Annotated in this window: 23 protein-coding genes and 1 pseudogene; 14 read left to right on the top strand and 10 right to left on the bottom strand. The window is 73.9% G+C overall.

The annotated features are described in order from the left end of the window. Window positions 1-117 precede the first annotated feature (117 nt). The 3 genes and pseudogenes from ACSNN7_RS09700 to ACSNN7_RS09690 all read left to right on the top strand — a co-directional run. Window positions 118-2,505: a M4 family metallopeptidase gene (locus ACSNN7_RS09700; RefSeq protein ID WP_436680343.1), complete on the top strand. Its 2,388-nt coding sequence runs from the start codon at window positions 118-120 to the stop codon at window positions 2,503-2,505. Window positions 2,506-2,628: 123 nt separating this feature from the next. Then, entirely contained in the window at window positions 2,629-3,390 is a 762-nt protein-coding gene (locus tag ACSNN7_RS09695; RefSeq protein WP_436680342.1) for an enoyl-CoA hydratase/isomerase family protein, read from the top strand. 240 nt (window positions 3,391-3,630) lie between these two features. After that, window positions 3,631-3,768: pseudogene (locus ACSNN7_RS09690) on the top strand (DUF6228 family protein); the annotation flags it as partial. A 90-nt stretch (window positions 3,769-3,858) separates the two neighbouring features. Here ACSNN7_RS09690 and ACSNN7_RS09685 read toward each other — a convergent pair. The 5 genes from ACSNN7_RS09685 to ACSNN7_RS09665 all read right to left on the bottom strand — a co-directional run bounded on the left by ACSNN7_RS09685 (window position 3,859) and on the right by ACSNN7_RS09665 (window position 8,240). Next, the gene (locus ACSNN7_RS09685) at window positions 3,859-4,083 is read right to left on the bottom strand and encodes a hypothetical protein (RefSeq protein ID WP_436680341.1); all 225 of its coding nucleotides are present in this window, start codon (window positions 4,081-4,083) and stop codon (window positions 3,859-3,861) included. Window positions 4,084-4,230: 147 nt separating this feature from the next. Then, window positions 4,231-4,674: an HNH endonuclease gene (locus tag ACSNN7_RS09680; RefSeq protein ID WP_436680340.1), complete on the bottom strand. Its 444-nt coding sequence runs from the start codon at window positions 4,672-4,674 to the stop codon at window positions 4,231-4,233. A gap of 223 nt (window positions 4,675-4,897) precedes the next feature. Further along, window positions 4,898-6,043 (bottom strand): hypothetical protein, encoded by a 1,146-nt coding sequence (locus ACSNN7_RS09675; RefSeq protein ID WP_436680339.1) that lies wholly within the window; start codon window positions 6,041-6,043, stop codon window positions 4,898-4,900. A gap of 140 nt (window positions 6,044-6,183) precedes the next feature. Further along, window positions 6,184-7,710 (bottom strand): FAD-dependent oxidoreductase, encoded by a 1,527-nt coding sequence (locus ACSNN7_RS09670; RefSeq protein ID WP_436680338.1) that lies wholly within the window; start codon window positions 7,708-7,710, stop codon window positions 6,184-6,186. A gap of 38 nt (window positions 7,711-7,748) precedes the next feature. Beyond that, the gene (locus ACSNN7_RS09665) at window positions 7,749-8,240 is read right to left on the bottom strand and encodes an MSMEG_6728 family protein (protein ID WP_334449818.1); all 492 of its coding nucleotides are present in this window, start codon (window positions 8,238-8,240) and stop codon (window positions 7,749-7,751) included. Window positions 8,241-8,327: 87 nt separating this feature from the next. On the opposite strand from ACSNN7_RS09665, the gene ACSNN7_RS09660 reads away from it, so the two are divergent. Next, complete coding sequence (locus ACSNN7_RS09660; protein ID WP_436680337.1) at window positions 8,328-10,109, top strand: NAD-binding protein; 1,782 nt, start codon at window positions 8,328-8,330, stop codon at window positions 10,107-10,109. 32 nt (window positions 10,110-10,141) lie between these two features. Here ACSNN7_RS09660 and ACSNN7_RS09655 read toward each other — a convergent pair whose 3' ends face one another. Further along, entirely contained in the window at window positions 10,142-11,377 is a 1,236-nt protein-coding gene (locus tag ACSNN7_RS09655; RefSeq protein ID WP_436680336.1) for an APC family permease, read from the bottom strand. A 10-nt stretch (window positions 11,378-11,387) separates the two neighbouring features. Beyond that, on the bottom strand, window positions 11,388-12,155 hold the full coding sequence (locus ACSNN7_RS09650; protein WP_436680335.1) for a phosphatase PAP2 family protein: 768 nt from the start codon (window positions 12,153-12,155) through the stop codon (window positions 11,388-11,390). Between the two features lie 111 nt (window positions 12,156-12,266). Here ACSNN7_RS09650 and ACSNN7_RS09645 point away from each other — a divergent pair, with 111 nt between their 5' ends. Beyond that, window positions 12,267-13,478 carry a DUF4032 domain-containing protein gene (locus ACSNN7_RS09645; RefSeq protein WP_436680334.1) on the top strand — a complete coding sequence of 404 codons (1,212 nt, stop codon included), beginning with the start codon at window positions 12,267-12,269 and terminating at the stop codon, window positions 13,476-13,478. A 138-nt stretch (window positions 13,479-13,616) separates the two neighbouring features. On the opposite strand, the gene nagA is transcribed toward ACSNN7_RS09645, so the two are convergent. The 3 genes from nagA to ACSNN7_RS09630 are packed head-to-tail and all read right to left on the bottom strand — an operon-like array spanning window position 13,617 to window position 16,584. Next, window positions 13,617-14,726, bottom strand: a complete 1,110-nt coding sequence (nagA, locus tag ACSNN7_RS09640; protein ID WP_436680333.1) for an N-acetylglucosamine-6-phosphate deacetylase — start codon at window positions 14,724-14,726, stop codon at window positions 13,617-13,619. A gap of 2 nt (window positions 14,727-14,728) precedes the next feature. Continuing rightward, entirely contained in the window at window positions 14,729-15,658 is a 930-nt protein-coding gene (locus ACSNN7_RS09635; protein ID WP_436680332.1) for an ROK family protein, read from the bottom strand. Beyond that, complete coding sequence (locus ACSNN7_RS09630) at window positions 15,655-16,584, bottom strand: SIS domain-containing protein (protein ID WP_436680331.1); 930 nt, start codon at window positions 16,582-16,584, stop codon at window positions 15,655-15,657. The genes ACSNN7_RS09635 and ACSNN7_RS09630 overlap by 4 nt, the downstream gene beginning before the upstream one ends. Window positions 16,585-16,784: 200 nt before the next feature. Here ACSNN7_RS09630 and ACSNN7_RS09625 point away from each other — a divergent pair, with 200 nt between their 5' ends. From ACSNN7_RS09625 to gvpJ, 9 genes are all read left to right on the top strand, one after another. After that, window positions 16,785-17,570, top strand: coding sequence for a DeoR/GlpR family DNA-binding transcription regulator (locus ACSNN7_RS09625; protein WP_436680330.1), 786 nt, complete (start codon window positions 16,785-16,787; stop codon window positions 17,568-17,570). 121 nt (window positions 17,571-17,691) lie between these two features. Further along, a complete protein-coding gene (locus ACSNN7_RS09620; protein WP_436680329.1) occupies window positions 17,692-18,702 on the top strand; it encodes an ABC transporter ATP-binding protein in 1,011 nt (336 codons plus the stop codon). After that, window positions 18,699-19,715 (top strand): ABC transporter permease subunit, encoded by a 1,017-nt coding sequence (locus ACSNN7_RS09615; RefSeq protein WP_436680328.1) that lies wholly within the window; start codon window positions 18,699-18,701, stop codon window positions 19,713-19,715. The genes ACSNN7_RS09620 and ACSNN7_RS09615 overlap by 4 nt, the downstream gene beginning before the upstream one ends. Before the next feature lie 133 nt (window positions 19,716-19,848). After that, the gene (locus tag ACSNN7_RS09610; RefSeq protein WP_436680327.1) at window positions 19,849-20,391 is read left to right on the top strand and encodes a DUF3263 domain-containing protein; all 543 of its coding nucleotides are present in this window, start codon (window positions 19,849-19,851) and stop codon (window positions 20,389-20,391) included. Window positions 20,392-20,579: 188 nt separating this feature from the next. Then, a complete protein-coding gene (locus ACSNN7_RS09605) occupies window positions 20,580-21,479 on the top strand; it encodes a hypothetical protein (protein WP_436680326.1) in 900 nt (299 codons plus the stop codon). A gap of 144 nt (window positions 21,480-21,623) precedes the next feature. Continuing rightward, window positions 21,624-22,133 carry a GNAT family N-acetyltransferase gene (locus ACSNN7_RS09600; protein ID WP_436680325.1) on the top strand — a complete coding sequence of 170 codons (510 nt, stop codon included), beginning with the start codon at window positions 21,624-21,626 and terminating at the stop codon, window positions 22,131-22,133. A 285-nt stretch (window positions 22,134-22,418) separates the two neighbouring features. Beyond that, entirely contained in the window at window positions 22,419-22,847 is a 429-nt protein-coding gene (locus ACSNN7_RS09595) for a hypothetical protein (protein ID WP_436680324.1), read from the top strand. A gap of 2 nt (window positions 22,848-22,849) precedes the next feature. After that, the gene (locus ACSNN7_RS09590) at window positions 22,850-24,079 is read left to right on the top strand and encodes an SRPBCC family protein (RefSeq protein WP_436680368.1); all 1,230 of its coding nucleotides are present in this window, start codon (window positions 22,850-22,852) and stop codon (window positions 24,077-24,079) included. Further along, on the top strand, window positions 24,076-24,501 hold the full coding sequence (gvpJ, locus tag ACSNN7_RS09585; protein WP_436680323.1) for a gas vesicle protein GvpJ: 426 nt from the start codon (window positions 24,076-24,078) through the stop codon (window positions 24,499-24,501). Before ACSNN7_RS09590 ends, gvpJ begins: the two co-directional genes overlap by 4 nt. Window position 24,502: the final 1 nt, after the last annotated feature.

The following is a 24,502-nucleotide window of genomic DNA, read 5'->3' as shown; positions in this document are numbered from 1 at the left end:
CTCCGTTCGGCCAGTGTCGCGGGATGGAAGCGCTTCCCCCCTTCTCTTTTGCTTCATGTATCTGCATATTTACATGCGTGACTACCCCCGTCACATCTTTCCTTGTCAGGAGGGCACGTGAAGAGAACCCTCGCCGCCGTCAGCGCAGCGCTGCTTACCAGCGGCATGCTGACCTGCGTCGCCACCGCAGCGCAGGCGGCCCCCAGCGCCCCCGCCCCGGACACCTCACCCGCAGCTCGTGCCGAAAGCCTGCTCCGCAACAACCCCGGCGCCGTTCAGGGCGTCAGCGGAGAGTCGTACCAGGCGGTCCGCACGAAGGTGGACGCGAACGGCGCGGCGCACACCCGCTACACCCGGACCTTCAAGGGCCTGCGCGTCTACGGTGGTGACTTCGTCATCCACACGGCGCCCAACGGCAGCTACGCCGGCTCCTCGGTCGGCCTGGCCGCACCGCTCACCCTCGCGACCGCCCCGAAGGTCACGCTGACCTCCGTCAAGGCGACGGCCCGCAAGGCCTTCTCCGGCAAGCTGGAGAGCGTCGGCTCGCCCGAGCTCTTCGTCGACGCCAGCTCCGGCAAGGGTCGCCTCGCCTACGAGACCGTGCTCTCCGGCTGGCACACCGACGGCCAGACCCCGTCGCGCTTCCACGTCATCAGCGACGCGCTCACCGGCAAGGTGATCGGCTCGTACGACGAGATCGAGATGGTGGCCGGCACGGGCCAGAGCGTCTACTCCGGCACGGTCGAGGTCGACACCACGCTCTCCGGCAGCACGTACCAGATGATCGACCCGTCGCACGGCAACGGCAGCACCTGCGACATGAACAACGGGACGTCGACCTGCACGACGTTCACCAACAACGACAACAGCTGGGGTGACACGAACACCCGCCAGCGCGCCGGTGTCGACGCCCACTTCGGCGCCGCCAAGACCTACGACTACTTCAAGAACGTGCACGGCCGCAACGGCATCTTCGGCGACGGCCGCGGCGTGCCGAGCCGGGTGCACTACGGCAACAACTACGTCAACGCCTTCTGGGACGGCTCCCGGATGACCTACGGCGACGGCTCCGGCAACTCCCGCCCGCTGGTCTCGCTCGACGTGGCCGCGCACGAGATGAGCCACGGCGTCACCGAGAACGTGGTCCCCGGCGGCCTGACCTACTCCGGCGAGTCCGGCGGCCTCAACGAGGCCACCAGCGACATCTTCGGCAACATGGTCGAGTTCTACGCCAACACCACCGCCGACCCCGGTGACTACCAGGTCGGCGAGAAGATCAACATCAACGGCAACGGTACGCCGCTGCGCTACATGTACGACCCGAAGCTGGACGGCTCGTCCGACACCTGCTGGACGACCGGCACCAAGAACAAGGACGTGCACTACTCGTCCGGGGTGGCCAACCACTTCTTCTTCAACCTGGCCGAGGGCACCGGCTCCACCGCGTACGGCACCTCGCCGATCTGCGGCACCGCCCCGGCGGTGACCGGCATCGGCCGGGCCAAGGCGGAGAAGATCTGGTTCCGCGCCCTGGACGTGTACTTCACCTCCAACACCTCGTACGTCAACAACACCACGCCGTCGAACACCGCCCGCGCCTACACGCTGCGCGCGGCGACCGACCTGTACGGCAACTGCTCCACCGAGTACAGGACCGTCCAGGCGGCGTGGACCGCGGTGGCCGTCTCCGGCAACGACGCGCCCTGCTCGTCGACCGGTAACGACTTCTCCGTCTCGCTCTCCCCGACCTCCGGCTCGGTGACCGCGGGCGGCTCGGTCTCGACCACCGTCGGGACCGCCACCACCAGCGGCACCGCGCAGACCGTGACGTTCTCCGCGACCGGCCTGCCGACCGGGGCCACCGCCTCGTTCAGCCCGGCCTCGGTCACCTCCGGCGGTTCGTCGACCCTCACCATCGCCACCACGGCAGGCACCCCGGCCGGCACCTACACGGTGACCGTCACCGGCGCCGGCTCGGTGAACCGGACGGCGACCTACACGCTGACCGTCAACGGCACCGGCGGCGGCTGCACCGGCGCCGGCCAGAAGCTCGGCAACCCCGGCTTCGAGTCCGGCACCACCCCGTGGGCGTCGACCTCGGGCGTGATCGGTTCGTTCACCGGCCAGCCCGCCCGGACCGGCACCCGTAACGCCTGGCTGAACGGCTACGGCAGCACCCGCACCGACACGCTCTCCCAGGCGGTGAGCCTGCCGGCCGGTTGCACGTCGTACAACTTCAGCTTCTGGCTGCACATCGACTCGGCGGAGACCACCACCGGCACCGCGTACGACACGTTCCGGGTGCAGGTGCTCAGCTCCTCCGGGACGGTGCTGGCGACCCTGGCGACCTACTCGAACCTGAACAAGGCCGCCGGGTACGCGCAGAAGTCGTTCTCGCTGGCCTCGTACGCCGGCCAGACCGTCACCCTGAAGTTCACCGGCACCGAGGACTCCTCGCTCCAGACGTCCTTCGTGGTCGACGACACCGCGGTCAACGTCGCCTGACCTGACCTGACCTCACCGTCGGCGGGCCCGGCGGCCACCCCTCGCGGGTGGTCGCCGGGCCCGCGCCGTTATGGTCGCCGGACCGGGCCGGCGCGCGCCGGCCGGCGGGAAGGGGTGGTCTGGGTGTCGGACGCGGAGCTGACCGTCGAGGTGACCGGCGCGGTGGCGACGGTGACGATCCGGAACCCGGCCCGGCGCAACGCGATGACGCCAGACATGTGGCGGCGGCTGCCGGTGCTGCTCGACGGACTGGAGGCCGACCCCGGGGTACGCGCCCTGGTGCTCACCGGCGCGGACGGCACCTTTTGCGCCGGGGCCGACCTGGGCGACCTCGACGAGCTGCTGGACGCCGGTGACCAGAGCATCGCGGTCGTCGCCGAGGAGCGGCTGGCCGCCTTCGCCAAGCCGACCGTCGCCGCCGTCCAGGGGCCCTGCGTCGGCGGCGGCTGCCAGCTCGCGGTCGCCTGCGACCTGCGCGTCGCCGCCCCGGACGCCCGCTTCGGCGTGCCGCCCGCGCGGCTCGGACTGGTCTACCCGGCCCCGACCACCCGCCGGCTGACCCGGCTGGTCGGCCCCGCCACCGCGAAGTTCCTGCTCTTCACCGCCGAGCTGATCGACGCCGAGCGGGCCCTGCGGGTCGGCCTGGTGGACGAGGTGGTCGACGATCCCGCCGCCCGGGTGGACGCGATCACCACCGCCATCGCTCAGCGCTCGCCGCTCAGCGTCGCCGCCGCGAAGGAGATCGTGGACGACCGGGCCGGGCCGGCCCGGATCGCCTGGTGGCACCGGAAGGTACGGGACAGCGGCGAGGCCCGCGAGGGCGTCGCGGCCCACCGCGAGCGGCGGCTGCCGAACTTCGCCTGGTCACCGTCCGACCGCCCCTGACCGGCGCTGATCGTGGCCCCGTCGGTTCGAGGGGCCGGCCGGCCCGGCATCCTCGGACACCTTCCGGTCGCTACGGACTTGATGGCGTAGACGGATCGCCAGGTCGCGCGAGCCGGGAATGCGCCTGCCCCGGCGTACCCGGAGGCTCTACCGTCCCTGCCGTGCCGCATCTTCGCCTGCCTGCCGACGAGCTCGACGTGACAATCCGATGCCAGGCGGACCCGGGGTGTCGCACCGACCTGGGATCTTGAACCCCGGGTGTCGCCGTCGGACGCGTGGCGGGCGTCGATCACGATCTGGCACGAACCCGGCGAGCAGCTGCGCCGCCTCGCCGCGGACCTTCGCGAGGTTCCTGCCCGAGCCGTGAGTCGTCCATGACATCAAGTCCGTAGCGTCGGCAACCCATCCTTGGCGTCGGCCCGCAGGGGGCGGCAGTGAGCTCCGGCGGCGAGGGCGGGTCGGCGTCCGTCAGCCGCCGGTCCCCGGAGCCGGCGGAGTCGAAGGCGACGTGACGAGCCTGAGCAGTTCGTCGACCGACCACTGGTCGTAGACGTGCTCGCCGTGCCTGCTGGCCAGGACCGAGCCGTCCGGGGCGATCAGGAAGTCGGCGGGGAGCCCGAACCGCCCGCCGTGCGGAACGGCCGCCGGTGGGCGCTCCCGGCCCCGCAGGACGGCCCACGAGCTGCGCAGCACCGCACGCAGGATCGGCAGCCAGGCGCGCGGGCTGAGCAGTGCGCGCGCTGCGCGGACTGGCCGTCGCCTCGGACTGAGGGGACCGGCGGGCGCCGCGCCGGAGGCGTACCTCTCCGACGCGGCCCCCTGTGCCCGCCGGCCGGTCGATCACCGCCCGGCGAACGCGGCCCAGCTCGGCGTCACCGGTTCCCGCCGCAGCGGCATGCCCGCCTCGGCCGGCGTCCGGTCGCCCTTGCGCTGGTTGCAGGCGTAGCAGGCGGCGGTCGTGTTCTTCCAGGTGTTCCGGCCGCCGCGCGAGCGGGGCAGGATGTGGTCGATGGTGCCGGCCGGGCCGCCGCAGTACGCGCAGCACCGGGCGTCGCGCCGCAGCACGCCGGCCCGGGACCAGGCCGGCCCGGCGTGGAACCGCCAGCGGGTGACCACGTACCGGACGAGGCGGACCACCCGGGGGACCGGGAAGACCCCGATCACCTGGTCCGGCTCGGCCTCGTGGATCTCGGCGACCCGGCGGCACAGCATCCGGATCGCGTGCTGGACGGTGACCCGGTGCAGCGGGCCGAGGTCGGCGTTGATGACGAGGACGGCGTCCACCGGGCTCTCCCTTCACGATCGGCGGCGGACCGGTCCGGACAGCGAAAAGCCGCCCGGTCCGGGTGGGGACGGGCGGCTGCAGCGCGTGCGGGCACGCGTCAGTCGGGTTCCCCGCCCCGGGGACCTTCGGCTCGGCAACCGTCCGACGGCAGCGTCGACCACGCGCACGTGACGTGCGACAACGACATGACTGACTCCCGGCGGGCTGGTTGACCTTGCGCGATCACGGTAGGTCCACCCCGGAGAGAGGGGCAACGTATTTCGATCCGCCCTCGGCCCGGTCCGGGCGTCGCTGCCGCCCGGCGCCGCCGGCGGCCCGCGCGGCCGCGAGGGGCGTGTTGATCCGCGCCGCCATCTGGGTGGTCAGCTCGCTGTCCAGCAGCGGCCGATTGATCTCGGCGGCGACGGAGAGGGTCGGCCCGGAGACCGAGCGCCAGATGGCGGTCAGCCCGGCGCCGAGGCCGACCAGGGCGACGGCCGCCCGGGTGGTGGGTGAGCCGGCCGCCGCGGCGGCGCTCACCCCGACGACCGCGCCGAGCACCGCCAGCAGGGGTACGAGCACCGGCCAGAAGATCCCCCGGGCGGCCTGGACCACCAGTTTCCGGTCCCGGATGATCAGGTTGCGGGCGATGACCGCCCAGTTCTCCTCGTCGAGCAGGTCCCTCGGGTGCAGCCCGCCGGTGAGCACCCCGCGCCACAGCTCCCCCTGGTTGCGCAGCTCGCGGGAGAGCTCGGCCGCGTCGCCGGCCCCGGCCCGGGTGACCGCGGCCGCCCACGCCGCCAGGGAGCGTCGCACCACCGCCGCCGAGTACGGGGGGAGCACGCTGGCCAGCTCGTCCAGCCAGCGGCTGATCTCGACCTGCCGGCCGCCGAAGCGGTGGACCAGTTGCTCGCCGTCGCCCTGCCGTACGGTGTCGGCCAGCGAGCGGCCCAGCCGGTACGCCAGCCCCACCCGGTGGTTGGTGGCGGTCGCCCAGCGCAGCACGTCGACGTTCAGCTCGTCCATGGCGAGCAGCAGGGTGGTCACCTCGACGGGGCCGTCGCCCTCGCCGAGGCACGCGCGGGCGGCCGCGGTGGACGGGCCGGGCCGGTCGGTGCTGGTCAGCTGGGCGATCTGGGCGAGGGCCACGTCCACCCCGTCGAGGTACATCCGCATCCGGTGCCGGCCCGACATCTCCGTCAGGTTGGACAGCTTCGCGGGCGCCGTGGCCGGGCGGTGGTCACCGCCGGTCAGGTCGACGGTCTGCCCCCGGTGATACGCGTCGGCCATCCACCAGCCGAGCCGCAGCGCCGTCACGATGCACGCCCGCTCGTCGCGGAGCAGCCCGTACGCGTCGTCGCGCCCGTCCTCGGCCGGTGCGGTGTCCACAGCGGACCGATGCAGTGGCGACACCCCTCCTGACCTCCCGTGCCGGCACTCGCCGGCGTTGATCGACGTCAGTCGAGCGTAGAGCAGCCAGGCGGACAAAAGGGGCGATTCGCTGAAGATCGCGCCCCGGCGGGGATGCCTCAGCGGCGGGCGAGCAGGCCGCGCGGGCGGATCGACCGGACCGGCTCGGCCGCCGCGCCCTCGGCCCGCAGGATGTGGTTGGCGGCGAGGATGCCGGTCGCCGCCGAACGTTCCATCAGCGCGCTCGGGAACTCCGTCCGGATGCCGTCGCCGGCCAGATAGAGGCCGTCGGCGTCGGTGCGTACCCCCGGCCGGTCGGCGTGGCTGCCCGGGGTGAACGCCGGGGCCTGGGCCTCCACCCGGGCACGCAGCTCGCGGACCCGCAGCCCGGCCGCCTCCGGCCAGAGCGTGGTCAGCTCGACCCGCATCCGCTCGGCCAGCTCCTCGGCGGGCACGCCCTCGTCGCAGGCGTACGCGTGCAGCTCCACCACCGAGCCGCCGGTCCGCTCGGCCCACCGCCGGGACTCGTTCTCCAGCCGGTGGTAGAGGGTCACCGAGTCCAGGGTGGGCTGCCGGGAGACCCCGCTGAACACCGCCCGGTCGGCGCGCACGTCCCCGTCCATCCAGTAGCGCGCCACCGCGTACGGCGGACCGGGCCGGCCGAACGCGGGCATCCGCGCCACCAGCCGGGGCGCCGCCCCCCGCAGACCGGGGGAGGCTGCCACCAGCGCGGCGAGCGCGGGCGGGTCGACGGCGAGCACCACGTGCCCGGCCCGGTACGACGAGCCGTCGGCGATGCTCACCCGCCAGCCGCCCGGCTCCCGGTCCAGCCGGGTGGCGGCGGCGTCGGTGACGACCCGGCCGCCGTGCTTCTCCACGTGCCGGGTCAGCGGCTGCCAGATCGCCGTCGCGTAGTCCTCGTCCGGGCAGTCGAAGGCCAGCCCCTCCGGGTTGCCCAGCAGGTAGAAGTGGAACTGGGCGATCATCTCGGCGGCCGACATCTCCGCCTCGCGGTTGAAGAACGAGTGCGAGAAGACCTCGAAGAGCATGGCCCGGGCCCGGTCCGGCAGCCGCAGCGAGGTGAGCAGCTCGTCGGCGGTGGTGCGGTCGAACTCGGCGTAGGTGCGCTCCGGGTCGTAGGTGAGCAGCGGCAGTGCGGCGTCGCGGTCCATCCCGCGCAGGTCGGCCAGGCGCAGGCTGGGGCTGCGCAGCAGGAGCGTGAGCAGGTTCATCGGCGAGGCCGGCGGCAGCTTGCCGAACTCCTCCGCCGGCCACTGCCCGCTCAGGATCGGGTACCCGGGGATCGGCTTGAGGAAGCCCAGACCCGGGTCGATGCGGCGCAGGATCGACCGCCAGTTGTAGTACTGCCGGAAGAACGCGTGGAAGCCGTGCTCGGTGAACTGCGTGCCGTCGGCGAGCGCCTCCGGCCAGGCGCCCAGCCGGCCGCCGAGGGTCGGCGCGGCCTCCAGCACGGTGACCGTCACGCCCCGCTCGGCGAGCACCACGGCCGCCGACATGCCGGCGATCCCGCCGCCGACCACCACGGCCTCGACCGGGTGCGGCACGCGGGGGGCGCCACCGCCGCCCGGGTCGACCACCCGCTCCCGTACGCCGATGAGCCGGCCCAGCAGCTGCGACAGCGCCATGTGCACCCTCCGCCCGACGGAGCCTCCAGTCTGCCCGGTCAGCTCTCCGACGGCAGCAGACAGCGCCGTTCCCGGTCGGAGGCGGGCCAGACGTACTCCAGGTCGGGCGGGACGTCGCCGAACTGCGGGCGGTAGTGCTCCGGGTCCTTGCGCAGCAGCGACGAGCGGTGGCTCAGGTGCAGGTCCTCCCGGCCCAGCCAGGGTGGCAGCTCACCGGCCTCGGCCAGCTCGGCCTGCGTCCTGATCCGCTCGATCCCGCAGGCCGCGGCGAGGTCGGTGGTCATGGTGCCGGCGCAGGTGTCCGCCCGGCCCGGCTCGCACCAGACGGCGCACATGTCCAGCCCGTACCGGGTGAGCGCCTCCTCGTACCCGGCCCACATCTTCACCGCCGGGTGGTTGCGCCAGCCGTAGCCGGGGCGGGTCAGCCCGCGCAGCACCTGGATGGTCTCCACGCGCTGCTTGCCCAGCCGCTTCTGGTCCAGCGTCCGGGCGCTCGCCAGGAAGTCCGGGTACGGCAGGAACGTCTGCATGCCGCTGCACTACCCGCCGTACGCCCCGACATGCGCCCATGATCAGCGGGGCTGCGCCCGGTGCGACCGGCTGACTACGATCCGGTCATGGCGGAACCCCTGCGCGATCGCGCGCGCCGCGCGACCGGCTGGCGGTTGCGGGCCAACGGCGACACGCGGCCGCACTACGTGGTCTGCGGCAACGACCCGCTCGCCTACTGGGTGGTCAAGGCGCTGCTCGCCACCGAGCTGGCCCAGGGCCGGGTCCGCATCACCCTGGTCGTGCCCGAGCGCCGCCGCTCCGACGGGCCGGACGGCCGCGACATCGACGGCATCCAGGTGGTCCGGGCCGACCGGCTCGACGAGACCACCTTCCGCCGGGCCGGCCTGGCCGGCGCGGACGGGCTGGCCCTGCTGCATCAGGACGACGTGGGCAACATGCACGCCGCCCTCTGCGCGCAGGAGGTGGAGCCCCGGCTGCGCCTGGTGGTGCGCATGTTCAACACCAGCCTCGCCAACGGCCTGCGCGAGCTCTTCCCCGACTCGGCGGTGCTCTCCGACGCCTCGATCGCCGCGCCGGCGTTCGTGGCCGCCGCCCTCGGCGAGGTCGCCCCCACCCACTTCCGGCACGCCGGGCGCACCCTATACGTGGCCCGCCGCGAGGACGTCCGCCCCGGCGACGTCGTCTGCGGCCTGGCCGTCACCACGGACCCGACCCTGGTCCGCGTGCTGCCCGCCGACGAGCCGACCGCCGACGTGGTGCTCGCCGAGGCGACCGGCCAGCCGGCCGGCACCGAGCTGGCCGCCCGCCGGCTGGTCCGGGCCCGCCGCCGCCGGCAGCCGCTCGCGGTGCTGCTCCGGGCCGTCCGCAGTTTCGCCACCCGCAAGATCGGGATCGCGGTGATCGTGCTGCTGGTGGTGATCGCGGTGCTCGGCTGGCTCAACTCCCGCGCGGTGGACGTGAGCTGGGCCGAGGCGCTCTACCTGACGCTGGTCACCACGCTCAGCGGCCAGGACCCGGACGTCACCAAGCCGGCCGCCGCGCAGATCATGCAGGTGGTGCTCAACCTCGCCGGGCTGGCGCTGATCCCGCTGATCACCGCGGTGGTGGTCGACGGCATCGTCAACGCCCGCCTCGCCCTGCACGCCGGCCGGATCCAACCGGACCGCACCGGCCACGTCGTGGTGGTCGGGCTGGGCAACATCGGCACCCGGGTGATGGCCCAGCTGCGCGACTTCGGCGTGGAGGTGGTGGCGATCGACCGGACCGCCGAGGCGCGCGGCGCGGCGCTGGCCCGCCGGCTGGGCGTACCGCTGATCGTGGGGGACGCGGCCCGGGAGGAGACCCTGCGCTCCGCCTCCGTGGAGACCTGCCAGGCGCTGGTGGTCGTCTCCACCGACGACGGGGTCAACCTGCGCGCCGCGCTCAACGCCCGGGGGCTCAACGCCGAGCTGCGGGTGGTGCTGCGGCTCTTCGACGGCGACTTCGCCGAGCGGATCCAGCAGGCGTTCGGCATCGGCATCTCCCGCAGCGTGTCGTACCTGGCCGCGCCGGCGTTCGCGGCCGCCCTGCTGGACCGGGCGGTGATCGCCACCATCCCGGTCGACCGGCACGCGCTGCTGGTGGTGGAGGTGCCGGTGGTGGCCGGGGCGCCGCTGGACGGCCGGCCGCTGTCCGCCGTGGCCCGCCCCGGCGAGGTACGCCTGCTCGCGCACACCCGGGCCGGGCAGCGGACGGACTGGTCCGCCGACCCCCGGATGGTGATCAACGCGGGGGACCGGCTGACCGTGGTGGCCCGGCGGGCCGGGCTGAGCGCGCTGCTGCGCGAGAGCACCCCGCTGCCCGCCGCGCCCGCCGGCCCACCGGCCCCCCGCGAACCGGAGGAATGACCGGCCGCGGATCAGACGGGACGGGCGTGGGGTCAGGGTCTGGGGCGGAGGGCGTACCAGGCGGCGCCGAGGGCCAGCACGCCGAAGCCGGCGAGCGCGCCGGCCGGCGGCAGGTTGACCGCGAGCAGCAGGCAGCCGACCAGTCCCGCCCCGGCCAGTGCCCGCACCGGCACCTTCCGGGCCGGGTCCCGGCCGAGCGTGAGCGCCGACGCGTTGGTGATCGCGTAGTAGACCAGCACGGTGCAGCTGGAGAAGCCGATCGCCCCGCGCACGTCACCGATCGCCACCACCACGATCACCACGGCGGCCACCGCCAGCTCGGCCCGGTGCGGTACCCGGTGGACCGGATGCACCGCGGCCAGCGCGGCGGGCAAGTCGTGGCGGCGGGCCATCGCCAGCAGGGTCCGGCCGACCCCGGCGAGCAGGGAGAGCAGCACCCCGGTCACCGCGACGGCCGCCCCGGCCCGGACCACCCAGGCCAGGCCGGGCAGCCCGGCGGCGGTCACCACATCGACCAGGGGCGCGGTGGAGCCGGCCAGCCGGTCCGGCCCCAGCACGCCGACCGTGACCACGGCGAGGAGCAGGTAGACCGCCAGCACCACGCCGAGGGCCAGCGGCACCGCCCGGGGGATGGTCCGCTCCGGATCGCGCACCTCCTCGCCGAGGGTGGCGATCCGGGCGTACCCGGCGAAGGCGAAGAAGAGCAGCCCGGCCGCGGTGAGCACGCCCCGGGCCGAGCCGCCGGACTCGGTGAGCCGGTCGAGCCGCACGTCGCCGGCCGCCACGCCGGCCACCGCGACCAGGGCGAGCACCCCCAGCACCACGACCACCAGGATCTTCGTCGCGGCGGCGGTCTTGCCGATGCCGCGCAGGTTCACCGCGGTCACCGCGAGCACGGCCGCGACGGCGACGAGCCGGGCCTGCCCGGGCCAGAGGTACGCCCCGATCGTCAGCGCCATCGCCGCGCAGCTCGCCGTCTTGCCGACCACGAATCCCCAGCCGGCCAGGAAGCCGGCGAACGGGTTCAGCCGCTCCCGCCCGTACACGTAGGTGCCGCCCGACTCCGGGTAGCGGGCGGCCAGCCGGGCCGAGCTGGTGGCGTTGCAGAAGGCGATGAAGCCGGCCAGCGCCAGGGCGACCAGCAGCCCGCCGCCGCCGGCCGCGGCGGCGGCCGGGGCGAAGACCACGAAGACGCCCGCGCCGAGCATCGATCCCAGTCCGACGACCACCGCGTCGGGTACGCCCAGCCGGCGCCTCAGCCGCTCCACGCGCCGCAGACTAGGTGATCGAGGTGAACGGCCGATCCCAGGCGCGCAACCGGCCGGGCAGGGGCAGGGCGTCCCAGGGCACCCGGTGCAGCAGCCGGTCCAGCAGCAGCCCGAGCAGCAGCCCGGCCACCGAGTCGGTCAGCCAGTGCCACCCCAGGTAGGTGGTGGTGGTCAGCACCACCAGCGGCGGCACCAGCCGGACGACGGTGAGCAGCCAGGCCGGCAGCTCCCGGCCGAAGTTGCGCAGCAGCGGCGCGATCAGCAGCGCCAGCACGCCGTACCAGACGATCGCGTTGGCGACGTGGCCCGACGGGTAGGACTGCGCGTAGCTCACCGGCAGCTCGTGCTGGAACAGCGGCAGGGTCTGCTCGGGCGGCAGGTACGGCTCCTTGACGCTCGCGCTGGGCGCGGGGCGCGCGGTCCACACCTTGAGCGGCCCGATGGTCAGGTAGGTAAGCGCGAAGGCCGTGACCGGGGGCAGCACCGGGCGGACGGAGCGGAGCCGGACCGCCAGCAGCACGCCCAGCCCGGCGGCGAGGAGCGTCAGCGGGGTGCCCTGGCCGAGGAAGTTGAACACCCGGGCCACCCAGTACGCCGCCGCCGGCCGGTGGTCCTCGGTCCAGTCGGCGACCGCCCGGTCGACGCCGAAGAGGTGGTCGGTGGCGAGCGCCACGGTCAGCCCGACCAGCCCGGCCAGCAGCAGCGCGTCCCACCACCAGCCGGCGGGACGGAGCCGCCGGGGCCCGGCCGTACCGCGTACCGTCGTGGTCTCCCGCACGCGATCACGCTACCGGCCGCGGACGGCGGCCGACCGGCGCGGGCCGCGGCGGCTGTGTGCCGAGCCACGAAGGGAAGCGTTCGGCGGGGCGCACCCTTCACACTTGTCCCCGTGCGGATCACCTCGGCCCTCGTCGACCCGGCGCTGCTCGACCTTCCCTGGTCGACCCCGCTGGAGCAGTGGCCTGCCCAGCACCTGGTGGCACTGCCCCAGGGCATCTCCCGGCACATCGTCCGGTTCGTCCGGCTCGGTGACTACGTCTACGCGTTCAAGGAGACCCGCGAGCGGATCGCCGAACGGGAGTACGACCTGCTGCGGGCCCTGGAGCGGATCGACTTCCCGGCGGTGGAGGCGGTGGCGGTCGTCGCCGACCGGCAGACCGAGGACGGTGAACCCCTCGAGTCGGTGCTGATCACCCGGCACCTGCAGTTCTCACTGCCCTACCGGGCGCTCTTCTCGCACACCCTGCGCCCGGAGACGTTGAGCCGGCTGCTCGACGCGCTGGCCGCCCTGATCGTCCGGATGCACCTGACCGGCTTCTTCTGGGGCGACTGCTCGCTGTCGAACACCCTGTTCCGCCGCGACGCCGGCGCGTTCGCCGCCTACCTGGTCGACGCCGAGACCGGTGCCCTGCACACCTCTCTCTCCAACGGCCAGCGGGGCGAGGACCTGGAGATCGCCCGGGTCAACATCTTCGGCGAGGCGCTGGACCTGCAGGCCGCCGGGCTGCTGCACGAGTCCATCGACCCGGAGGTGGTCTGCGAGGAGGTCGTGCAGCGCTACGAGCGGCTCTGGCACGAAATCACCTACGAGCAGGCGGTCGAGCGGGAGGCCCGGCACGACATCGAGGGGCGCATCCGCCGCCTCAACGAGCTGGGCTTCGACGTCGCCGAGGTGGCCATGTCGACGGTCGACAACGGGCGCTACCTGGTCCGCCCGAAGGTGGTCGACGCGGGCTACCACACCCGGCGGCTGCTCCGGCTGACCGGCCTCGACGCCGAGGAGAACCAGGCCCGCCGGCTGCTCAACGACCTGGACGCGTACCGGGTGGAGAGCGACCTGACCGACGAGCAGCAGGCCGCCCACCGCTGGCTGACCGAGGTCTTCGAGCCGGTGGTCCGGGCGGTGCCCGCGGGCCTGCGCCGCAAGCTGGAGCCGCAGGAGCTCTTCGCGCAGATCATCGAGCACAAGTGGCTGCTCTCCGAGCAGGCCGGCCGGGACGTCGGCATGGGCCCGGCGGTGCAGTCGTACCTGGCCGACGTGCTGGTGCACCGCCCCGACGAGCAGGCCGTCCTCGGCGTCGAGGTGCCGTCGGTCGGCTGACCGCCCAGTGGACCCGGGGGTGTGGGGCGGACACTACAAATCTGATGTCGTAGATGAATCGCGGCGATTCAGCTACGACATCAGGTCTGCAGGGTCCGTAGGAAGGGTGCCCCCGGCTGCCGAGCGGCGTCCGGCCATTCACTCCAGCCAGGTGCCGCCGCGCATCACCCGGACCACGTTCAGCTCGTCGTCGAGCACCACGAGGTCGGCGCGGAGCCCCACCTGGAGCGCGCCGAGCCGGTCGCCGAGACCGATCGCCCGGGCGGGGGTGGTGGCGACCATGCGGACCGCGTCGGTGATCGGAATGCCGGCGGCCACCGCGTGCCGCAGCGCGGCGTCCATGGTGAGGGTGCTGCCGGCGATCGAGCCGTCGCGGGCCAGCCGGGCCACGCCGTCGGCCACCGTGACCGCCTGGCCGCCCAGCTCGTAGTCGCCGTCGGGCATTCCGGCCGCGGCCATCGCGTCGGTGATCAGCGCGGCCCGCTCCGGGCCGGCGGTCGAGGTGGCGAAGGTGAGCATGCCGTCGTGCAGGTGCACGCCGTCGGCGACCAGCTCGCACACCACGTTCGGGGCGTCCAGGAGGGCGACGATCGGGCCGGGCTCGCGGTGGTGCAGCGGCCGCATGCCGTTGAACAGGTGGGTGGCGACGCTCGCGCCCGCCCCCACGGCGGCGCGGGTCTCGTCGTACGTGGCGTCGGTGTGGCCCACCGCGGCGACCACGCCGTGCGAGGTGAGCAGCTTGATCGCGTCCAGCGCGCCGGCCCGCTCCGGGGCCAGGGTCACCATCCGCACCGCGCCCGCACCCAGCTCGATCAGCTCGGCCAGCTCGTCGGTGGAGGGATCGCGCAGGTACTCCGGGTTCTGCGCCCCGCAGCGCGCCGTCGACAGGTACGGCCCCTCGAAGTGGACACCGGCCAGCACCCCCTCGCTCACCAGCGGGGCGAACGCGGCGGTGGCCTCCCGCATCAGCTCGAACGGGGAGCTGACCAGGCTGGCGAGCAGCGTGGTGGTGCCGTGTCCCAGGTGGAAGGCGGCCGCCGCCCGGGCCGCGTCGGCGTCGCCGGTGGTGAAGGTGTGCCCGCCGCCGCCGTGGGTGTGCATGTCCACGAAGCCGGGCACGATCCAGTGCCCGTCCCGCTTCGCCGGGTACTCGGCGACCGCGGTGATCCGGTCTTCGTTGATCTCCACGCACCCCTGCCGGATCACGCCGGTCGGGGTCACCACCTTGCCGTTCACCCGCAGGGCCATCACTACTCCAGTCTGTCGAGGGCGAGCAGGGCAGCGCCGAGGCAGCCGGCCTCGTCGCCGAGGGCTGCCGCGACCAGGCGCGGCTCCCGGTGGAAGGTGATCCGTTCTCGCAGCGCCGCCCGCAGCGGGTCGAACAGCCGCTCCCCGGCCCGGGCCAGTCCGCCGCCGATCACCATGGTCTCCACGTCGTAGAGCGCCTGGGCGGTGACTAGCCCGTCCGCGAGCGCCTCGACGGCGTCCCGCCAGACCCGTCCGGCCAGCTCCTCACCGGCCGCCGCCCGCTCGGCCACCTCGGCGGCGGTCAGCGCGACGCCGGCCAGCTCGGTGTACCGGCGGCCGACCGCCGAGGCCGAGGCCACCGCCTCCAGGCAGCCGGGCCGCCCGCAGCCGCAGCGCGGGCCGTCGGGGCGTACCTGGATGTGGCCCAGCTCGCCGGCGGCGCCGTGCGCCCCGGCGGCGGCCGACCCGCCGACCACGTGGGCGGCGGCGATGCCGGTGCCCACGGCGACGAAGAGCACGTGCCCGACCCCGCGCCCGGCACCGAGCCGGCTCTCGGCCAGGCCGCCGACGCGCACGTCGTGGCCGAGCGCCGCAGGCAGTCCGAGCCGCGTGGCGGCCAGCTCCCGCAGCGGTACGTCCCGGAAGCCGACGTTCGCCGACCAGACCGCCACTCCGGCGGCCTCGTCCACCAGCCCCGGCACGCCGATGCCGCAGGCGACCGGGGTGTTGCCGTCGGCGCGGGCCTTGCCGGCCAGCCCCTCGGCCACGTCGAGGATGGTGTCGACCACGGCGGCGGGGCCGCGCTCCGCGCCGGTGGGGTGCCGTTCGGCGTGCACCACGACGCCGTCCGGGCGGACCAGCGCGCACTTCATCCCGGTGCCGCCGACGTCCAGGGCGACGACGACCGGGGCACCGTGGGGGACTTCGGTCACGCGAGGACCACGGAACGGCTCAGGTGCCGCGGCGCGTCCGGGTCGAGGCCGCGGCTGGTGGCCAGGGCGACCGCGAAGCGCTGGGCCAGGATCAGGTCGGCCATCGGGTCGACCGGGGTACGCCCCGCCGCCCAGCTGCCCAGCACCGTCCGGCAGCCGTGGTGGCGGCTGTGCACGAACGCCGCGCCGGTGGCCGCCACGTCCTCGGCCAGCCCGTCGGGCAGCTCGCCGAACGCCCAGACCAGCCGGCCGGGCGCGGCGATCGAGATGGGGCCGTGCCGGTAGTCCATCGCCGGGTACGCCTCGGCCCAGAAGGTGGCCGCCTCCCGGCACTTGAGCGCGGCCTCCTGGGCCAGTCCGACCGTCCAGCCCCGGCCGAGGAAGGTGGCCTGCTCGATGCGGGCCGGGTCGATCGGCAGCGGGGCCCGGACGGTGACCTCCGCGTCGGCGGCGAGCGCCTCGACGTTGTCGCCGAGGTGGGCGCGGAGCAGCGCCAGGGCGGTGGTCGCGAAGCGGGTCTGCACCACCGACCGCTCGTCGGCGAAGGGCATGGTCACCGCCGCGTCGGCCAGTCCGGTGGCGGGCGAGGCGGGGTCGCCGACGAGGACCGTGCTGGGGGTCCGCCCGCGCAGCGCGGTGAGCAGGTCGAGTAACTCGGTGGTGGTGCCGGAGCGGGTGATCGCGATCAGCCGGTCGTAGCGGCGGCCGGTGGGGAACTCGCTGGCCTGGAAGGCGTCGGTCTCGCCGTGGCCGGCCCGCTCGCGCAGCCCGGCGTACGCCGCCGCCATGAACCAGGACGTGCCGCAGCCGACGACGGCGACCCGCTCGCCGGGGCGGGGAAGGTCGGCGGTGACGGTACCGGCGAGCTGTGCCGCCTCCCGCCAGCAGTCGGGCTGGCTAGCGATCTCCGCGTCGACGTACGCCATGGGAAAACTCCTCGCACAGGCGGCGGTGCGCAATACGGCTCATTACGGCCGTCTTTCGCGCGTTATTCTGCGCGAACGGGGGTGGCCGTGGCAACCAGCCCTCAGATCGCGCAGATGATTGTTTTGCGCCCTCGTAGTTTTGCGCACTACTGTGCACGCAATCAATCACCGATCGTGCAGAGTCAACGGAGGCCCCCGCGGTGGACCGGTACGCCAGATGGAACGCTCTGCTCGAGATGCTGACCGACAGTGGCCGGGTCAGCGTCGAGGAGGCGGCCGAGCGGCTGGACGTCTCGCAGGCCACCATCCGGCGTGACTTCGACCAGCTCGCCCAGCAGCAGATGATCACGCGGACCCGGGGCGGCGCGGTCGCCAACGGCGTCTCGTACGACCTGCCGCTGCGCTACAAGACCGCCAAGCACTCCGCCGAGAAGCAGCGGATCGGCGCGGCCGCCGCCGCCCTGGTCACCCCGGGCACCGTGGTCGGCCTCAACGGCGGCACCACCAGCACCGAGGTCGCCCGCGCCCTGGCCGTCCGCCCGGACCTGAACACCAGCGCCGACGGCGCCCAGCTGACCGTGGTCACCAACGCCCTGAACATCGCCAACGAGCTGCTGGTCCGCTCCCGGATGAAGGTGGTCGTCGCCGGCGGGGTGGTGCGCCCGAAGTCGTTCGAGCTGGTCGGCCCGCTGGGCGGGGCGCTGCTGCGCGAGGTCACCCTGGACGTCGCCCTGCTCGGCGTGGACGCCGTCGACCCGCAGCTCGGCGCCGCCGCCCATCACGAGGGGGAGGCGGCGATGAACAACCTGATGGTGGCCCGGGCCAAGCGTGTGGTGATCATCGCGGACTCGTCCAAGCTGGGCGGGCACGCCTTCGCCCGGATCTGCCCGGTGGACCGGGTGGAGACCCTGGTGACCGACTCGGGCGCGTCGCCCGACGTGGTGGAGGCGTTCCGCGCCGCCGGGGTCAACGTCATCTGCGCCTGAGTGTCTCGTTGATACACGGTCGGTAGCGACTCGACGCCCCGATGCATACCGGGTATTGCCCTCTGGAGCATACCGAGTATGGTGACCGCTGTCATAAGCCAACCATCGGGGGAGGCGCAGCTTGTCGGCTGTCCTGGAGATCGAAGGTCTACGTAAGACGTACAAGAGCCGCCGGCGGGGCACCCGCAACGCGCTGGACGGCTTCGACATGCGGGTCGAGGCGGGCCAGGTGCACGGCTTTCTCGGCCCCAACGGGTCGGGCAAGACCACCACCCTGCGGACCCTGCTCGGCCTCATCCGGCCCGACGGCGGCCGGATGAGCATCCTCGGCCACGAGGTGCCCGCGGCGCTGCCCACGGTGGCCGGTCAGGTCGGCGCGATCGTGGAGAGCCCGCAGTTCTTCCCGCACTTCTCCGCGCGGGACACCCTGTCGCTGCTCGCCGGCGCGGGCGAGGTGCCGGCCATCCGGATCGACGAGGTGCTGGAACTGGTCGGCCTGCGCGACCGGGCCGGTGAGCGGGTCAAGACGTACTCGCTCGGCATGAAGCAGCGGCTCGCGGTCGCCTCGGCCCTGCTCAAGAACCCGAAGCTGCTGATCCTCGACGAGCCGGCCAACGGCCTCGACCCCGGCGGCATCCGGGAGATGCGCACCCTGATGCGCACCCTCGCCGAATCCGGCATGACCGTGGTGCTCTCCAGCCACATCCTCGGCGAGATCCAGCTCATCTGCGACTCGGTCACCATCATCTCGCTGGGCCGGCGGGTCGCCTTCGGCCCGGTCGACCAGGTGCTCGCCGCGCACTCGCACGGCGCGGTCCGGGTCCGGCTGGACGCGGCCGAGGACCTCGCCGCCGCCGCCGAACTGCTCGGCCGGGCCGGCGTGTCGGTGACCCGGCACCCCGACCACCTGCTGCTCGCCGGCGTGGACAAGCCCGCCTCGGTCAGCCGGCTCCTCGCCGAGCAGCACCTGTACGTCAGCGAACTGGCCCCGATCGCGGTGGACCTGGAGAGCGTCTTCCTGGAGCTGACCGCGACCGCGCCGGTGCCCGGTCAGCACCGCCAGGTGGACCAGTCCACGAAGGTCGGTGGGTCGGAGCAGGCCGGCACCGCCGGAGGAGGTTGGGGAGCATGAGTCTCTACCGTACGGAGCTGCGCCGGCTGACCAAGCGGCGCTTCACCCGCTGGTCGGCCCTGCTGGGACTGCTGGTCCTGACGGCCGTGGTGGTGGGGGTCTTCTTCACCAACCAGAAGATCGACGCGGGTACGCGGGCCCAGGCCGAGCGCGCCGCCGAGCAGCAGTGGCAACAGGACGTCCGCAGCAACGAGCAGTATCGCGCCGAGTGCGAGAAGGCGAAGACGAGCGGCACCGGCCAGCCCAGCCAGTACCCCGACGACTGCGCGATGATCCAGCCGCCGCCGCGGGAGGCGATCCAGGCGGAGTGGTTCCTGCCCTCCACCTTCGACTTCCGCAGCAACTTCGGCGACACCCTGCTGCCGCTGGCGGCCATCCTGGCGCTGGTCGGGTTCGTGGTGGGGGCCTCCTTCGTCGGTGCGGAGTGGAGCACCGGCGGGATGATGAACCTGCTGCTGTGGCGGCCGAAGCGGCTGACCGTACTCCTGACGAAGCTGGCGGCGCTGCTCAGCGGTCTGCTCGCGGTTGCGGTCCCGGCGACGGTGCTCTGGTTCGGCAGCTTCTGGCTGGTGGCGAACCTGCGTGGAAGTACCGCGAAGATGACGTCCGGCACCTGGCAGTCGTTCGCCCTCGCCGGGCTGCGCGGGGTGGTGCTGGCGCTGGTCGCCGCGACCATCGGCTTCGCGCTCGCCTCGCTGGGCCGGCACACGGCGATGGCACTCGGTGGGGTCGTCGCCCTGATGGTGGTCGGCCAGTTCGGCCTCGGCGTCCTGCTGGAGATGGCGGGGGTGCGCTTCGCCGCGGCGTGGCTGCTGCCCACCTACGTGCTGGCCTGGATGCAGAAGAAGGTCACCCTGGAGGACTGGGACTCCTGCCAGGCCACCTACTTCGGGGAGTGCAAGCCGGAGACCCTCACCATCACCTGGCAGCAGTCCTCGGTGCTGCTCGCGGTGGGGCTGACGGTGATCCTCGGCGCGGCCCTCTGGACGATGCGGCGGCGCGACATCGCCTGACCGCCGGCCGGGTCCCGCGTCACCGCGCGGGGCCCGGCGGCGTCGGGTGCGCCGGGTGGCGGCCCTGGTTACGCTGGGGTCCCCCCGGTCGGCCGCGCAGTTGCCGGCCGCCCGCGCTGTGTGAGGAGCGAACATGCCCGCCGACGCGTCCCCGGCCGCCACCGACCGGCCGGAACCGTCCGGGCGGGCCGCCACCGACGAGCGGACCGGACCCGTCGTTCCCCCGCCGCGCAGCGCCCCGCCGGCCGAGGACGCCCCGGAGCCCGCCGACCCGGCCGCTGCCACCGTCCCCGCGGACGCGATCGGCTCCGCCGCTGAGCCGGCGGCCGGACCCGCCGTCCCCGCCGACGTGGCGGGTGCGGTGTCCGGGTCTGACCGGTCACAGGCGGGCGTCTCGGGCGAGGCGGTGCCGGCGCAGCGCGCACCGGCCGACCGGAACGCGCCGGACACCCTCACCGAGCGGGAAGAGCGGATCCTCGCCTTCGAGCAGCAGTGGTGGAAGCACGCCGGGGCCAAGGAGCAGGCCATCCGGGACACCTTCGGCCTCTCCGCCACCCGCTACTACCAGCTGCTCAACGCCCTGCTGGACCGGCCCGCCGCGCTGGCCGCCGAGCCGGTGCTGGTCGGGCGGCTGCGCCGGCTGCGCTCCTCGCGGGCCCGCAACCGCCGGCGCTGACCACTGCTCGTACCGGCGGTGCCCACGGCGGGGAAGGTCCAGGTCCACTCCCGGACGGCGCGGACCTGCTGACGCTACGTCGGCACCCAACGGCCGGTTCGTCCCGTTCGCGGTGGTCCCGGGAACGGGCATGGTGCCGGCCGGGCCGGGTAGCCGGACCGCGGGACGACGGCGAGGGGAGCAGGTCGATGGTGGGACCGGAGGCGCGACACCCGGCGGGGCACACGGTGCGGACCGTCGGCGAGGCGTACGGGATGCGGGTCCGGTCCGCCTCGGTGGCCGCCCCCGGCCGCCCCGAGAACGAGGACGTGGTCTTCCGGTTCGGGCCGCTGGTGGGCGTGCTCGACGGGGCCACCGTGCCGGAGGGGTTCGACACCGGGTGCGTGCACGGCCCGGCGTGGTTCGTCCGTCACCTGGCCGCCCGGATCGGGCTGGCCGTCGCCGCCCGGCCGACGGCGACCCTGGTGAGCAGCCTCGCCGCGGCGCTGCTGGCGGTCCGTGCCGACCACGGCGACGCCTGCGACCTGGGCCACCCGGGCACCCCCTCGGCGACCGTCTGCCTGCTCCGGGAGGGCGGCGACGAGATCGACTACCTGGTGCTCTGCGACAGCCCGCTGGTCCTCGACGTCGGCGACAGGGTCGAGGTGATCTCCGACGACCGGCTGGATGGCGCGCTGGCCGACCTGCGCCGGATCGCGGCGGGACTGCCGGCGGGGGAGGCCGACGCGCAGACCCGGTTCCGGCAGGCGGTGCAGGTGCAGCGGGAGCGGATGAACCGCACCCACGGCTACTGGGTGGCGGCGGCGGACCCGGACGCCGCGTTCCACGCGGTCACCGGCACCCGGCCGCTGCGGGGGCCGGACGCGGTCCGCCGGGCGGTGCTGCTCTCCGACGGGGCGTCCTGCGCCGTGGAGGAGTTCGGCATGCTCGACTGGGCCGGGCTGCTCGACCTGGTGACCGCGCAGGGGCCGGGGGCGCTGATCGAGCGGGTACGCGCCGCCGAGCGCGACCATCCCGAGCGGCTGCGGCGGCACAAGCGCGCCGACGACGCCTCGGCGGTGCTCTGCGAGTTCCCGTACTCGGCCTGATCGGCGCGGGCCCGACGGGCTGTCGACAGCGGAGCGTGACGCGGAACACCCTGATGGGACGACCGGCCGGTACCTGCGGCCGGAGGGCCAATCGCGGCCCGAAAGGCTGGACGACCGGCGGCGGTACCGGCAGACTGCGGCACTGTGACGGGTGCGGTACGACTGGAGCCGGTGGACGAGCGGAATCTGGAGCCGTTGCTCTCCGTAGCGGTGGCCGAGGCGGAGCCGGGTGACGTGATGCCCCCGATCGAGGCGCCCGCGGGCTGGTCGCTCGCCCGTCGGGAAGCGTTCCGCGAGTTCCACCGGGCCAGCTTCGCCGGTCTGGACGGCCCCACCCGCACCCGCATGTACGCAATCGTCGCCGGTGGCGAGGTGGTCGGCATGGTGCGGATGAGCCGCTGCGAGGAGCCCGGTCTGGTGGAGACCGGGATGTGGCTCGGTCGTTCGGCGCGGGGGCAGGGCCTCGGCGTCGGGGCCCTGCGCGAGTTGCTCAACGAGGCGGCTGCGGCCGGGATGCGCGCCGTGGTCGCGGAGACCACCCGGGACAACATCGGGGCGGTCCAGGTGCTCAGGAAATGCGGCGCCAAACTGCGCGAGAATGGCGAGAAGGTGCACGCCGAAATCTGCCTGGACGCCATTCCTCCGGCACTCTGACGATTCTCTGCGGAGTTTGATCCTCTCCGCGTCGTTGCTGGCCGACGCGCTGCGCCTGCCCCATTTGCCGCTTTGATCACCGCCGGGTGCCGCCCTTCCCGAGAGTTCGGTAATGGGCCCCGGAAATTGCGAGGAAATGTTTTGCGCAGGGGTCCCCGGGTACTGCCGCCCGGGTCCGCCAATACGGGACGCCCGATCGCAGGCCCGCCGTGCGCAATCTCCCCGGTTGCTGGTCCCGGCCTCCGGTGATCGGAGCGTCGACCACCGGGGAGTGAAGGAGAACCGATGAAGAGCGGTATGCGGGTCGGCCTCGCAGTCGGCTTCGGATATGTCCTCGGGCGACGGAAGAAACTGCGTACCGCCCTCACCCTGGCCGCCGCCGTCGCCGCCGGGCGAGCCAGCCGGGATCCCGGTCAGCTGCTCAAGCGCGGCGGCGACCTGTTGACCTCGTCCCCCCACCTTTCGGGCCTGGGCAAGCTGGGCGGCCCGCTCGCCTCCGCCGGCAAGGCCGCCGCGACCGCCGCCGCCGGCAGCGGCATCGACGCCATCAGCGGCAAGCTGCGCGGCAGCGCCGACGCGCTGCGCCGCCGGTCGGGCGGGAGTGGTGGCGACGACGGGCAGCGCTCCGCCCCCGACGAGGAGCAGGAGCCGACCGACCAGCAGCAGTCGGACGACCGGGGCGCGGACCCGGCGTCGAGCGAGCGGGGGCGGTGAGCATGCCGACGGATCCCAGTGCCCTGGCCGGCCGGGCGAAGGAGCAGCTCGGCGCCGACCTGCGGGACCTGGCGTCCGCGATCGGCGAGCGGGCCGTCGCGGTGGTCAGCGAGCGGGTCACCGGCGCCACCGGCCGACTCAGCGAGTACGCGAAGGCCGGCGGCGGCCCCGGCCTCATCGCCGCCGCGACCGGTGCCCAGAAGCTGGCCGAGGGCAAGTCCCCGGTACGGGCCATGTTCCAGGCCGGGCTGGCCGGCGGTAAGGAGAAGCTGATGTCGGCGTTCGGCCGTGGCGGCGGTAAGGGTGGCAAGGGCGGCAAGAAGCTCAAGGTCACCAACATCGTCGAGGCGATCGAGGTCGGCGTGCCGGTCCGGGTCGCCTACAACCAGTGGACCCAGTTCGGCGACTTCCCGAGCTTCATGAAGAAGGTCGAGCAGGCCCAGAACGACTCCGACGAGAAGATGACCTGGAAGGCGCAGGTCTTCTGGTCGCACCGGACCTGGGAGTCGACCATCGTCCGGCAGATCCCGGACCAGCTCATCCACTGGCGGTCCAAGGGCCGCAAGGGGTCGGTGGACGGCACCGTCAGCTTCCACGAGCTGGCCCCGGATCTGACCCGCATCCTGGTCGTCCTGGAGTACCACCCGCAGGGGCTCTTCGAGCACACCGGCAACCTCTGGCGGGCCCAGGGCCGACGCGTCCGGCTGGAGCTGAAGCACTTCGTCCGGCACGTGATGACCAGCACCGTGCTCGACCCGGACTCCGTCGAGGGCTGGCGCGGCGAGATCGAGGACTCTCAGGTGGTCAAGGACCACGAGACCGCGCTCCGCGAGGAGCAGGAGGCCCGCGAGGAGCAGGAGGCCCGCGAGGAGCGGGAGCGGGGCCGGGCCGGGGAGCCCGCGGAGGAGCTCGAGGAGGAGCCGGAGGAGGAGCGCCGGCCCGGCGAGCGTGGCCGCCGCCGGCCGCCGCAGCGCCGCCGGCCGCCGGAGGAGGACGAGTACGACGCGTACGACGAGGGCGAGGACTTCGACGAGGGGTACGGCGAGGAGGAGCTCGACCAGGAGCAGCCCCCGCCGCGTCGCCGCCAGCCGGAGCGGGCCCGCCGCCCCCAGCCGCGCCCGGAGCGGGAGTCCCGCGAGGAACCGCAGCGCCCCCGTCCGGTGACCCGGCGTGCTCCGGAGCCCCCGCGTCGGCCGGTGGTCCGCCGCCGGCGTGAGGAGCGTGGCGAGTGACGATCGCGACGACCGGCGGACAGGCCGGTAGCGCCCTGGAACGCGGCGCGGGCGGTGGTACCGGGGGCACCCTCGCCGACGTGGTGGAGACGGTGCTGGACAAGGGCGTGGTGATCGACGCCCAGGTCTCGGTCGCCGTGGTCGGCATCCAGTTGTTGGAGATCAACGCGCGGATCGTGATCGCCAGCGTGGAGACGTACCTGCGGTTCGCCGAGGCGGTGGACCGGCTGAGCATCACCCCGAAGAACCAGAAGGGACTGCCCGACCTGGTGGGGGACGCGGCCGGTGCGGCGACCAAGGGCAGGGCCATCTCCGGCCTCGGCAAGGCGGCCCAGGAGATCAGCGGCGCGGTGGCGGACTCGCTGAGCGAGCGGGGCCGGGATCGCGAGCGGCCCCGCCGACGCCGGGACGAGGAGCGGTGAG

It is taken from the genome of Micromonospora sp. URMC 105 (assembly GCF_051386295.1).
Classification (GTDB): domain Bacteria; phylum Actinomycetota; class Actinomycetes; order Mycobacteriales; family Micromonosporaceae; genus Micromonospora.
This window is presented reverse-complemented; position numbering and strand designations above follow the sequence as displayed.